The sequence below is a fragment of the Legionella sp. W05-934-2 genome (genome assembly GCF_964199965.1).
In the GTDB taxonomy this organism is placed as follows: domain Bacteria; phylum Pseudomonadota; class Gammaproteobacteria; order Legionellales; family Legionellaceae; genus JAFIFT01.
Window position 1 is genome coordinate 71,678 of record NZ_CAXMZT010000012.1, and the last position, 12,023, is coordinate 83,700.

A 12,023-nucleotide genomic window follows, 5' to 3' on the forward strand; every position below is an offset into this window, starting at 1 on the left:
AAAACTAAGAATAAACACAACAGGATATTCAGATGCGTCGGTAACGTTTCGCAAGCATGTCATCCCCTTCTTCTATTCCTGTTAGTTTAATAATTATCGCAATTGTTGTTCGACAAATTGCCAATTGACTAAATCCCAGAATGCATCGATATATTTTGGTCGAGCATTGCGATAATCAATATAGTATGCATGCTCCCAAACATCGCATGTTAACAGCGCGTGCTGACCACTGGTCATCGGAAGGTTTGCATTGGACGTTGACATCATCGCGAGCTCGCCTTGTTCATTTTGAACCAGCCATGCCCACCCTGAACCAAAAGTAGTAATCGCTGTTTGAGTAAATTGTTCTTTGAATTTGGCAAAGGAGCCAAAAGCTTGATTAATTTTATCGGCTAAAATTCCCTTCGGCTCTCCACCGCCATTGGGACTCAGGCAATGCCAATAAAAAGTGTGATTCCACACTTGGGCGGCATTATTGAACAGGCCCCCTTCACTGGAAAGTATGATTTCTTCCAGTGATTTATGTTCATTATCTGTCCCCTCAACCAATTTATTCAAATTGGTGACATACGTTTGATGGTGCTTGCCATAATGATACTCGAGGGTTTCCTTGGATATATGGGGTTCTAATGCATCCATATTATAGGGCAGCGCAGGTAATGAAAACGACATTATTAGCTCCTGTTCATATTTAGAGAATAATTGTTCAATTGGGATTTTATCTATTAGGGAGTCCCCCAAATGTGTCCCAAACTTGATTGAAGTACGCCCTAGTTTAGCAGGAAATAGGCTGCTTTCAATAAAAACCCTTGTCCTTGCTTGCGATTCCCTACAATCTTAGCCATAATTGCTACCAGTGTAAGATTCGGAGTTTTCTATGGATACGCTATCCACGATTAAAGAACAGATTAAAAATAATAAGATCCTACTATACATGAAAGGTTCACCAAAAATGCCACAATGCGGGTTTTCTGCCCGGGCGGTGCAATGCTTAGATGCCTGTGGTGTTGATTATGCCTACATCGATGTCCTGTCAAACCCCGACATTCGCCAAGAATTGCCGAAATACGCAGAATGGCCTACGTTTCCGCAATTATGGGTAAAAGGCGAACTGATCGGCGGCTCAGACATTATTTTGGATTTATACCAGCAAGGTGAGTTGGAATCCCTTTTGCGCGATGAATAATATCAGTAACGCCCTCGTTAATAATTTTGAACAGGAGATAATGAATGAGTGTATTAGTTGGTCGACAAGCCCCTGATTTTACGGTGCCAGCTGTTTTAGGAAATGGTCAGATTGTTGAAGCCTATCATTTTAAAGAAGCTACCAAGAACAAATATAGCTTGGTCTTCTTTTACCCATTAGATTTTACCTTTGTTTGCCCCTCTGAATTAATTGCGCTGAATAAGCGAATGGATGAATTCAAGGCACGAGGGGTTGAAGTGATTGGTGTATCTATCGACTCACAATTTACCCATAATGCTTATCGGAATACCTCTGTGAAAGAAGGGGGAATTGGTCCCGTTAAATATACGTTAGCGGCAGACATTACTCATAGTATATGCCAATCATATGGTGTTGAGCACCCGGTTGCTGGGGTTGCCTTCCGAGGGGCGTTTGTGATTGACAGAAATGGCGTTGTTCGTTCGCAAATTGTCAATGATTTACCCATTGGACGTAATGTGGATGAAATTTTACGTATTATTGATGCCGTGCAATATTTTGAAGAACATGGCGAGGTTTGCCCTGCTGGATGGCAAAAAGGGCGTGCTGGTATGAAGCCCTCCCCACAAGGTGTTGCTGAATACTTGTCGAGTCATGAAGACGATTTGTAATTCTAATTGACCTTTCTTTGATACCTCGATTGTATCCATATACGTAGCCCAGATGAAGTGAAACGAAATCCGGGAAGAACGAAGCCCCCAACCCCGCATTACACTCACTCTCGCGAGCTAATGCGGGCTGATCTTTGCTCTGATTGGGTCGTTATTTATCCTGCCAATGATTGATCATCTTACAAAAGAGCTCCGCTGTGATCTCTGCATCGTAGATTGCTGAGTGCGCTTGCTCGCTATCAAAGGTTAACCCGGCAGCTTCCACGGCTTTAGCAAGCACCGTTTCCCCGAAATATAATCCTGCTAGCGTGGCTGTATCAAAACAGGTAAACGAATGAAATGGGGAATCGAGTTGGCAGCGTTTTGTTGCAGCTTTGAGAAAATTTAAATCAAACCAAGCATTATGGCCAACCAGCACCGCTCGTTGACATTTCGTCTCTTTTAAGGCGTTACGAACTGCTAAAAATAAACGTTCTAAGGCGATTTTTTCATCGACGGCAAAACGCAACGGTTGGAACGGATCGATTTGGTTAAATTCAAGGGACTTTTGATCTAATATCGCTCCTTCAAAGGGTAATATATGATCAAACATCGTGTGATTGCGGTAAAGTTCACCCGCGTCATTCATAGACAGAAATACCGCACATAGCTCGAGCAATGCGTTATCTTGCGGGTTGACCCCGGCCGTCTCAATATCGATAACAACAGGTAAGAAACCGCGAAATCGTTTATGAATTTTCGTGACTTGATTAATACGCTTCATCCACAACACTCCATTCAATCGTTTGTCCTGCTGCAATTGGGCGGACCGAGTCATGACCAAATGGGAGTGTATCAGGAATCAATTGAGCTTGTTTGTTTAAAGTGATGGTCCCTTCATTGGCAGGTTGCTGATAAAAACCGGCCCCATGAATGCTCATAAATGCTTCTAATTTATTTAATTGCTGATGCGCTTCAAAAAACTGAGCATATAATGGGAGCGCATAAGGTGCAGAATAGATACCCGCACAACCACATTGGGATTGTTTGTCGACAATTCGATGGGGTGCACTATCTGTGCCGGCAAAAAAAGCAGGGTTGCCGCTAAGTGCCGCACGTTGAATTGCCTGTTGATCTTCCATGCGCTTGAGAATGGGTAAGCAATAAAAATGGGGTTTAATCCCCCCCGATAACAGGTGGTTTCGATTATATAGCAAATGATGGATGGTGATGGTAGCGCCTAATTGAGGTCCTGCTTTTTCAACAAAGTCAACGGCCGCTTTTGTGGATATATGCTCTAGCACAATGCGCAGTTTTGGAAAGTTATCCATGATTGGCTGTAATGATTCGGTTAAAAATAGCTTTTCACGATCAAAGATATCATCTTTAACCGTTTCACCATGAATTTGTAGCACGAGATCACGTTGTTCCATCACATCAAATAAAGGGTATAGCGCTTTGAGAGAAGAAGCCCCTTGATCAGAATTGGTGGTGGCCCCAGCTGGATAAAGCTTTGCGCCCATAATAAAAGGGTATTGACAGGCTAATATATAATCCGCTTCGCTGGATGATTCATTAATAAAAAAAGTCATCATTGGCTTAAAGGAATACTTTGGGTCACAGGCGGATAAAATACGGTGGCGATAGGCGAGAATTTGGTCTAATTTAATAAGTGGGGGTTTTAAATTAGGCATAACTAAAGCACGGCTGAAATGGGCGGCGGTTGCATTGACGGTTTGAATTAAGTTTTCTTCGTCACGAAAATGAACGTGCCAATCATCAGGACGTTTGATAGTGATGGATTGCATAATAAAGATTTTACATAAATGGCCGATAACTAGATCATACCATGAAATAGTGATGAATATGATAATAATAACAGCAAATGCGCAACGTCATAAAATAGGGGTTGCTCTCGTCTTACTATCCATGTCTTGTCTGGTGGCAGCGTCCAGTTTGCAGCGTTATTTTATCAGCCCCATGGGAGAAGCGAATTGGCGGGCAAGTGGCAATCCTTTACGATGTGGCTTAAGTTTGGAGGTCCCCAATTTTGGAAGAGCCTATTTTGAACAATATGCCACCAAAGACCCGCATTTTATTCTTCACAAGTATCAACAAAGCCCAGGCTATGAGCCAGCCAAAGTAAGTGCCGTCCCACCCATTTGGAAGCCTCATGGCCGATCCTTCTTTATTTCACAAACACGTGTGAAACCAGGGAAGTATGGGTTTTATTTGCCGCGCAACCCCACATTAAAAATGCTCAACTATCTTGCAGAAGGCTATAAAACCATTTTTCAATACCGTTCCCATGAAGGGTTTATCGTTACGGTTGCCTTATCGCCCATCAATTTCCAAACACAATATAAAGAATATATAAAATGTGTCGGGTTTTTACTGCCATTTAATTATGAAGAAATCCGTCATCTCAACTTTACCTTTCCAACTGGAGGTTGGGAATTGACAGACGCTGATAAATCCCTGTTGGATAAAGTGGTAAAATACACCTTCGTGGATAGGCGGGTCAAAACAGTACGGATTGCCGGTTACACCGATGATTCGGGTCGACAATCGGTTAATAATGCCGTATCGGAACAAAGGGCGCGAGCGGTTGAAAAGTATTTATTGGCTCAGCGCATTAATCCAAAACTTATATCAGTGACCTGGTTTGGTGAAGCAAAACCAGTAGCCGATAATAATGATCTCGAAGGTCAGAAAGAAAATCGTCGTGTTACCATTGATGTGATAATTAAATAGGCATTTCAGGCACTTGGTGCCACGAATCAAGTTATAACTATGTTACAAAAAATCCTCACCCGCCCTTCTGGCACCATCTTCCCATTTCTGGGGAGAGAGGACATTGAGGGAAGTTATTTAGAGTCATGGCAACGTGTCTCTTACGAGTAGCGATATAATAATAGTCAATAAAAAAATTACATTTTTTTTTTAGTTTTTTCCTCTTGATTTATCCATTAAATACCGTCATGATAAGTAAAGTTTTCAACAAATGAAGCTGTTGATAACCCGGCAATGATGTTTTGTTGCAAACAGTGAACAAAAAAAAATCTTAAATGGATTTTTTTTAAAAAAATTAATGATTTTTATTGATTTTTTGTTGACTTTGGTGAAAACGCATTTGATAATTTGTTTATGTACGTTCTCGATTAACAGTGATTGCGTACAGTAGTCTTAACCTGTCGCGTTTTGACGGTAAATCGGAAACTAATAATAAAAAAGTGGAGATGAAGCAATGTTAAAATTGAAACAGACAGCAGTAGCTGTTCTTGCTTTAGGTAGCAGCGCAGTATTTGCTGGTACTATGGGTCCTGTTTGCACCCCTGGAAACGTAACTGTTCCTTGTGAAGCTACTGCGTTTGACGTAGCAGTACACGCTCTTTATTTACAACCAACTTATACTGGCGCATTTGCCTATCCAGCTGGTGCTAATAGCAACCATAACTATAGTGATTTTGACCATGACTATGAGTGGGGCTTCCGCTTGGAAGGTTCTTACCACTTCAGCACTGGTAACGATTTAACAGTTAACTGGACTTACTGGAGTAATGATTACTTCTACAACCCAGATAACGTTCATTCATGGAACTGGGAACCAACATTCAACCAAGTGAACGTAGAGTTTGGTCAACACGTTGATTTTGGTGAGTTCAAAAACATTCGTTTCCATGGTGGCGTTCAATACGTAAACATTGAACACGATATCGTTATCAGAAGCCGTCAAGACCAATCTAACCGTACAGGCGTATACTTAAAGTATAACGGCTTCGGTCCAAGAACTGGTATGGACATGAGCTACGACTGGGATAATGGCTTATCTGTGTATGTTAACAGTGCTGCCGCTCTAACTGTTGGTGACAACAGCTTCAGAGTTAGCCAATCCAATGCTGGTGCTGGCACAGGTATCTTTGGTGTAAACAACACAGCTTACGGCAGCCACACTCGTGTCGTTCCTGAATTGGAAGCTAAAATCGGTGGTAAGTACACATACGCAATGGCTTCTGGTGATTTGACACTAGACGCTGGCTGGTTGTGGATGAACTACTTCAATGCTCAACATATCGCACAATTCGATACTGACTTCGCATTGAACGGTCCTTACATCGGTCTAAAATATGTTGGTAATGTCTAATCCACATTATTAATGGAAGTAATAAAGCCCATCTCTTGATGGGCTTTTTTTTGGAAAATGGAGTAAGCATGTTAAAGAAAACGACTTTGGCTGTATTAAGCATAGCATTATCAGGGGTTACCTTTGCGGGCACGATGGGTTGCCAACCTGGTAACGTGACCGTTCCATGCGAAGATAAAAAGTGGGATATTGGTGCCCAAGCTTTATATTTACAACCGACCCATACCGGTGAGCGCGTTTATCATCCCGCCACCAATGAAGGTTACTACCCCGAAGACAAAAATGATTGGGGATGGGGCTTTTTAATCGAGGGGTCTTATCATTATAAAACCAGTGAAGACATCACCATGAATTGGACCCATTATGATCACAGTACGGAACAAGGGCCGATTACGGGCCAAGCTTTTGTATTTACAGCGACTCCGGTTATCTTAATTAATCAACTCACCTATAACCAAACGTCAAATACTATATTTGATCAGGTTAACTTAGTGAAAGGTCAGCACGTTGATGTGGGCTTACTAAAAGATATTCGTTTTTATGCTGGATTACAGTACGCTAGCATGCGTTTTGAGGCGGATAATATTTATCAAATGAATGCCCCATTCCTTCCTCAATATTTAAATCGATATGCCCATTTTGAAGGCGTAGGTCCAGTGATGGGGATAAATTACAATTACCCTATTGCCAATGGATTTAGCATCACAGCCGATACTGACGCCTCAATATTATATGGGAATGGCCGTTATAATAGCCAATACGTCGTATTCGCCAGTAATACCGATGTGGTTTTTGTTAACAATAGAATATCAGGAAAACACGTTGTTCCAAGTTTAGAGGCGAAAGTTGGTGTTAATTATGCCAAAGAAATGGTGTCCGGCACATTAAATATGCAGGCGGGCTACCGCGTGTTGAATTATTTTAACGCGCTCCGTTCCCTCGGGCCAAATGCTTTAGCTGCTAATGGCGTTACGAGTTACGACTTTGCCCTAAATGGTCCCTACGTTGGCGCCAAATGGCTTGGTAACGCATAACCCCCTTCATTTTCCATCTTAAAACCCGGGCTTGTCTCGGGTTTTTTTTAGGCAACCAAAAAATTGCACTTTTCAATACCAATATGCTTCGCTATAATCCCCTACTAAGTTACGGAGAAGTAAATTAGAGAGTCGGTTGAAAGCTGGTGGGTCGACGTGGTTTAGGAAATGGTATAAATTTCTCAAAGCCCTCCCGCATGCAGCAAAGCTGCATGCGGGCTACAATGATAAATGATAGCGGGTAGAAATTGTAGCACACACCGAATCATAGCCCGCATTAGGCGCCGCCGTAATGCGGGGAAAAATATCGGCGAAGTCGAGACTAAAATTCGATGCCTCATCAGCCAACTGACCCTCTAAGCTAAAAAAAATAAAAATCAGGAGCCTTTTGTGAAGAAGTTAAGACTTGTTTTGTCCCTCATGTCGTTTGTTGTATCCTCGAATGCGGCAACAGTGCACCAGAAAATTGAAAACCTAGAACGACAATCAGAAGAAATTCAATCACAAATCAAGGCGCTGAAGAAAGAAGTGACCCACGAGGTGGCTCATGAACAACGGCACCATTCCGAAAAGAAGGCGCATCGGGCTGTCAAACGTGGGCCGCCGTTTCACTTTAGTGCAATTGAAGTGCATACCTTAGACGGCCATCCTGAATCGATGGGGTTTTACCCGACGGCCCTTTTAGCCGATGATCATATCATTACTTATATCGCGGGCACACCCGTGGTATCGTCGCCCTATCTCGGTGATAGACCTGCGTTTGATGGGTCTGATTACATTGTTAATATTTCCAGTATAAACCGGGATGTGCGCTTAATGCAGCAACGGCGAAGGCTTTATGATGCCTATGAAAAAATTGGCTATCCCCCACCTAATCGCCCCATTATTGCGTTAAGTGGAACAACCCAACCAGTGGCTTATGCAACAAAGCCGTTTGTGCGCGGAGCAACAGGTGATATTAACTTAGGTGCTGCAGAATTGGATGTGGCTGCTGCGGTCAATGATAAAGTGGAAGCCTTTATGTCAATCGCCTTTGATGATTCGCCGCCATTTATCAGCGGGCCTCGAGTTACCAACTCACGTTTTTTCCTCAACATGGGCTTTGTTAATATTGGTGATTTAGATGTAACACCTTGGTATTTCACTGCGGGTCAATTGTTTGTTCCCTTTGGGCGATATTCAAGTGCGATGATATCCAGTCCATTAACCATGATATTGGCTCGCACAAAGGCCAGACCGGTTATTTTAGGTTACAAAACACAGCATGGCGAAGGGTTATTCGGCGCTCTCTATGGCTTTAGAGGTGAAACAACTAATGGCACATCCGGTGTTGCTGGCATAAACCTGGGCACCACATTTGCCGAGGGCAATCTACACGGTGAAATCGGCGGCGGATATATCAGTTCAATCGCTGATTCGCAAGGTTTGCAGTTGACCTCACTAGCGCCCGCCCCTTTCTTTGGTGGTTTTAGCTCAATGACTAATGGATCAGAGATGGTCAACAAAGTACCGGGTGCAGATATTCATGCAAACGTAAGCTTTGATAGTTACACGCTTGCCGCTGAATGGGTAACAGCAACGAGCCGATTTCGTACCATGGATTTAAGTTTTAATGGTCGGGGAGCACATCCTTCTGCGGGGCAAGTTGAGGCAGGATGGACATTTATGACCCTTTCCAAACCCGCTTCACTTAACGTGGGATACCAGTGGTCAAGACAAGCGCTGGCTTTACAAATACCAAAAAAGCGGGTGATCGCTGCATTTAACATCTCCATTTGGAAAGATACGGTTGAGAGTCTTGAATATCGACACGATTGGGATTACAGGGCTGGGCAAATGGGGAACGGGATAGCCCCTCCTGGGCTGGTCAATACGCCCGTTGTGGGAACAGGCCGTGGAACCGACACGGTATCTGCCCAGATAGCGGTGTTTTTCTAGCAAATCACTTAAGATGTCGGGTCCTGGCCCAGAGGTATCTTCAGTTTTTGGGGGATGCCTGATATTTAGTCGTTGCGAGCAAAGCGAAGCAATCCAGGGCAAATCTTTAGCGTGACATCGATCTGGATTGCTTCGCTTACGCTCGCAACGACGGCAACTTTTTCTTGTTTTAGAAAGCTGAAGATACTTCAGGCCTTGGCCCGACATTTATCTGCGTCAATGAATTATTTATCCTATCATCAAGCCTTGGGCTTGCTTATATGACTTTGCTTTAAGCGGCGAATGCGTTAGGATGTACATTGAAAATCACAAGGAGAAAGTATGATTCGAGTATTATCAGGTATATTAATTGGTTGTGGCCTCATAAGCGCTACCTATGCTGCGTCAGTCCCTGACACGGAGGCCGTTCAGTTAACCCATTGTCTTGCAGCAAAAATAAACTTCGAACACAAAATATTAGCTTCGAATAAGCAATTCCAAGTCATTGAGTTGCCCTCAAAGAAAATCGATGCACTGGTTAAACTAGCGGATAAATCCAATTGCGGTCGGTTTAAAAATGTGACCAGCACTTTGGTAAAAAAATCAGGTTCAGATCAATCAAAAGCAATGCAGGTTTTAGCTCAACCAAAACCGCTTACATTAATACGTTCACAACAATATCCTGTGACCCACCAAGAGGCGGTTCATCCGCTTGTAAAACAAGTTGAGCCGAATAACATTTGGCAAACCTTAACCTCGTTGACGAGCTTTTACAATCGCTCGGCTACAAGCAAGACAGGTGTCGAAGCTGCTGAGTGGTTGAAATCTCAATTTGAGCAAATGGTGAAAGATTCCGGCCGGACGGATACCGACACCTGGTTTGTTGAAACTGGCTCTTATGATCAACCATCCTTAGTGACTGTCATCGGCAAAGATATTAAAGCGCCTGGTATTGTGATCGGTGCGCATATGGATACGCTCGGTGGACGGATGCCTGGCGCAGGCGATGATGGCAGTGGTTCGTCTTCTGTTATGGAAGCAGCCCGCGTGATATTAAATTCGCAATTAGAATTAAAGCGTCCGGTTTATATTATATGGTATGCCGCAGAAGAGCGCGGCTTAGTTGGCTCAGTATATGTGGTTGAATATTTCCAAGAGCACAAAATACCAGTCCATGCAGCCATCCAGTTTGATATGACCGGCTTCCGTAATAAGGCGAGTGATGAAACCATGTGGTTGTTTAAAGACTACACTGACACAGCATTAACCAATTTTAGCGCTGAGCTTATCAAAGAATACATTCAAGTACCGATTAAGTATTCGAAATGTGGCTATGCTTGCAGTGATCATGCTTCGTGGATGGAAGAAGGCATTCCGGCCGCTTTTCCTTGTGAAACCAGTTTTGAAGATCATAATCCTGTTATCCACACTTCCCGAGATACGATGGATCGGCTAAACTTAAACCATATGACGAACTTTTCCAAGCTTGCTGTTGCGTTTGCCATGGAATTAGCGTTAGCCTAATCATTTAACCGCAGATAGGATTTGATTTTATCTGCGGTTAAGTATAGTTTTTTCTAAAATTGATTAAAATTACTGAATCAGGAACTTCAATGATTGCAAAAACACCGTTGCATGCGGAGCATGTAAAAGCAAATGCGAAGCTGGTGAATTTCTTTAATTGGGAAATGCCACTTAATTACGGTTCACAAATCGAAGAGCACCACGCTGTCCGCAATCATGTGGGCATGTTTGATGTCTCGCACATGACCATTGTCGATGTGTTAGGTGCGGGTGGACGTTCCTTTCTCCGACGATTACTGGCAAACGATGTTGATAATTTATCTCACGTTGGTCAGGCGTTGTATAGTTGTATGCTCAATGAACATGGCGGTATTATTGATGATTTAATTGTGTATCAACGATCCGCTGATAACTATCGCATCATTTTAAATGCAGCAACCCGCGATAAAGATTTATATTGGATTGGCCATAAAAGTGAGGGTTTTTCCGTCGGTCTGCAAGAACGACGCGAGCTAGCGATGATCGCAATTCAAGGCCCCGAGACCAAGTCGGCACTGGAAGCTATTTTAACCCCTGCTCAAATTGATGGCATATCGACCCTTCATCCCTTTGAAAGTGTTGATATTGATAATTGGTTTTTTGCCAGAACCGGATATACCGGCGAAGATGGTTTTGAAATTGTATTACCCAATCAAGATATCGTTGGCTTTTGGCAAAAATTAATTGAGTCCGGTGTCAAACCTTGTGGATTAGGTGCTCGTGACACATTACGTCTTGAAGCAGGTATGATGTTGTATGGTCAAGATATGAATGAAACGACCACACCTTTTGAATCGGGTCTGGCTTGGACGGTGAAAATGACCCCTGAAGACAGGGATTTCATTGGCAAAGGGGCATTAATATCGCAAAAATCACAAGGCATCACTCGCAAAATGGTTGGCTTAACCTTAGAAGATAAAGGTATCATGCGCCATGGCATGCGGGTAGTGGTTGCCGGTCTTGAGGATGGGGAGATTACCAGCGGCGGGTTTTCACCGACTTTAGGCAAATCCATTGCATTTGCACGAGTGCCAGTAGAAACAGGTGAGAAAGTGCAGGTTGATATTCGAGGCAAACTCGTGCCAGCAAGCGTTGGGAAGCCTCGATTTGTAAAGCAAGGCAAGCAAATCGATTAATACATGCAAAACAAAAAAAATAGGAAATAAAAATGAGCGAGCTAAAATATACATCAACTCATGAATGGGTGAAGCCAAGTACCGATGATTTGTGGGTCATTGGCATCACTGAACATGCCCAGGAATTATTAGGGGATATGGTTTTTGTTGAATTACCCGAAGTAGGGGAAACCTTTAGTGCGGGTGATGAACTGGGTGTGGTTGAATCAGTCAAAGCGGCTTCTGACTTTTATGCTCCTATCAGCGGGGAAGTGGTGGCGGTTAATGAGACGCTTTCTAATAATCCCGGGTTAGTCAATGAGTCCCCCCTTGCGGAGGGTTGGTTGGTGAAGATAAAACCTTCCAATTTGGATGAAATCAAAGACCTACTTGATTTAGCTGCTTACCAACAAGTGATTGCAGAGGAATAATCGT

The 12,023-nt window shown here is 43.1% G+C and carries 12 protein-coding genes; 9 read left to right on the forward strand and 3 right to left on the reverse strand.

Going from position 1 to position 12,023, the window contains the following annotated elements; genetic code table 11:
- Positions 1-93: 93 nt before the first annotated feature.
- Complete coding sequence (locus tag AB3348_RS13125) at positions 94-672, reverse strand: superoxide dismutase (RefSeq protein WP_367608058.1); 579 nt, start codon at positions 670-672, stop codon at positions 94-96.
- Positions 673-877: 205 nt separating this feature from the next.
- Between AB3348_RS13125 and grxD the strand changes: the two genes are divergently transcribed.
- Positions 878-1,186: a Grx4 family monothiol glutaredoxin gene (gene grxD / locus AB3348_RS13130; RefSeq protein ID WP_367608059.1), complete on the forward strand. Its 309-nt coding sequence runs from the start codon at positions 878-880 to the stop codon at positions 1,184-1,186.
- Between the two features lie 44 nt (positions 1,187-1,230).
- The gene (locus tag AB3348_RS13135) at positions 1,231-1,836 is read left to right on the forward strand and encodes a peroxiredoxin (protein WP_367608060.1); all 606 of its coding nucleotides are present in this window, start codon (positions 1,231-1,233) and stop codon (positions 1,834-1,836) included.
- Between the two features lie 151 nt (positions 1,837-1,987).
- On the opposite strand, the gene rnt is transcribed toward AB3348_RS13135, so the two are convergent.
- Complete coding sequence (gene rnt, locus AB3348_RS13140) at positions 1,988-2,599, reverse strand: ribonuclease T (protein ID WP_367608061.1); 612 nt, start codon at positions 2,597-2,599, stop codon at positions 1,988-1,990.
- Positions 2,586-3,623, reverse strand: a complete 1,038-nt coding sequence (gene pyrC / locus AB3348_RS13145; protein ID WP_367608062.1) for a dihydroorotase — start codon at positions 3,621-3,623, stop codon at positions 2,586-2,588. Before pyrC ends, rnt begins: the two co-directional genes overlap by 14 nt.
- Before the next feature lie 58 nt (positions 3,624-3,681).
- Between pyrC and AB3348_RS13150 the strand changes: the two genes are divergently transcribed.
- The 7 genes from AB3348_RS13150 (at position 3,682) to gcvH (ending at position 12,019) form a co-directional block, all read left to right on the forward strand.
- On the forward strand, positions 3,682-4,569 hold the full coding sequence (locus AB3348_RS13150; protein ID WP_367608063.1) for an OmpA family protein: 888 nt from the start codon (positions 3,682-3,684) through the stop codon (positions 4,567-4,569).
- Positions 4,570-5,062: 493 nt separating this feature from the next.
- Complete coding sequence (locus tag AB3348_RS13155) at positions 5,063-5,959, forward strand: Lpg1974 family pore-forming outer membrane protein (RefSeq protein WP_367608064.1); 897 nt, start codon at positions 5,063-5,065, stop codon at positions 5,957-5,959.
- Between the two features lie 68 nt (positions 5,960-6,027).
- Positions 6,028-6,993: an Lpg1974 family pore-forming outer membrane protein gene (locus AB3348_RS13160; protein WP_367608065.1), complete on the forward strand. Its 966-nt coding sequence runs from the start codon at positions 6,028-6,030 to the stop codon at positions 6,991-6,993.
- Between the two features lie 420 nt (positions 6,994-7,413).
- Positions 7,414-8,931, forward strand: coding sequence for an LbtU family siderophore porin (locus tag AB3348_RS13165; RefSeq protein ID WP_367608096.1), 1,518 nt, complete (start codon positions 7,414-7,416; stop codon positions 8,929-8,931).
- Between the two features lie 321 nt (positions 8,932-9,252).
- On the forward strand, positions 9,253-10,434 hold the full coding sequence (gene lapA, locus AB3348_RS13170; RefSeq protein ID WP_367608066.1) for an aminopeptidase LapA: 1,182 nt from the start codon (positions 9,253-9,255) through the stop codon (positions 10,432-10,434).
- A gap of 89 nt (positions 10,435-10,523) precedes the next feature.
- Complete coding sequence (gcvT, locus tag AB3348_RS13175) at positions 10,524-11,609, forward strand: glycine cleavage system aminomethyltransferase GcvT (protein ID WP_367608067.1); 1,086 nt, start codon at positions 10,524-10,526, stop codon at positions 11,607-11,609.
- Positions 11,610-11,641: 32 nt separating this feature from the next.
- Entirely contained in the window at positions 11,642-12,019 is a 378-nt protein-coding gene (gcvH, locus tag AB3348_RS13180; RefSeq protein ID WP_367608068.1) for a glycine cleavage system protein GcvH, read from the forward strand.
- Positions 12,020-12,023: the final 4 nt, after the last annotated feature.

What these genes read in the sequence shown, in the direction of transcription:
- rnt (WP_367608061.1), bottom strand. Translation starts at nt 2,599, where the DNA reads ATGAAGCGTATTAATCAAGTCACGAAAATTCATAAACGATTTCGCGGT.
- grxD (WP_367608059.1), top strand. Translation starts at nt 878, where the DNA reads ATGGATACGCTATCCACGATTAAAGAACAGATTAAAAATAATAAGATC.
- AB3348_RS13165 (WP_367608096.1), top strand. Translation starts at nt 7,414, where the DNA reads ATGTCGTTTGTTGTATCCTCGAATGCGGCAACAGTGCACCAGAAAATT.
- lapA (WP_367608066.1), top strand. Translation starts at nt 9,253, where the DNA reads ATGATTCGAGTATTATCAGGTATATTAATTGGTTGTGGCCTCATAAGC.
- AB3348_RS13160 (WP_367608065.1), top strand. Translation starts at nt 6,028, where the DNA reads ATGTTAAAGAAAACGACTTTGGCTGTATTAAGCATAGCATTATCAGGG.
- AB3348_RS13135 (WP_367608060.1), top strand. Translation starts at nt 1,231, where the DNA reads ATGAGTGTATTAGTTGGTCGACAAGCCCCTGATTTTACGGTGCCAGCT.
- AB3348_RS13155 (WP_367608064.1), top strand. Translation starts at nt 5,063, where the DNA reads ATGTTAAAATTGAAACAGACAGCAGTAGCTGTTCTTGCTTTAGGTAGC.
- gcvH (WP_367608068.1), top strand. Translation starts at nt 11,642, where the DNA reads ATGAGCGAGCTAAAATATACATCAACTCATGAATGGGTGAAGCCAAGT.
- AB3348_RS13125 (WP_367608058.1), bottom strand. Translation starts at nt 672, where the DNA reads ATGTCGTTTTCATTACCTGCGCTGCCCTATAATATGGATGCATTAGAA.
- AB3348_RS13150 (WP_367608063.1), top strand. Translation starts at nt 3,682, where the DNA reads ATGATAATAATAACAGCAAATGCGCAACGTCATAAAATAGGGGTTGCT.
- gcvT (WP_367608067.1), top strand. Translation starts at nt 10,524, where the DNA reads ATGATTGCAAAAACACCGTTGCATGCGGAGCATGTAAAAGCAAATGCG.
- pyrC (WP_367608062.1), bottom strand. Translation starts at nt 3,623, where the DNA reads ATGCAATCCATCACTATCAAACGTCCTGATGATTGGCACGTTCATTTT.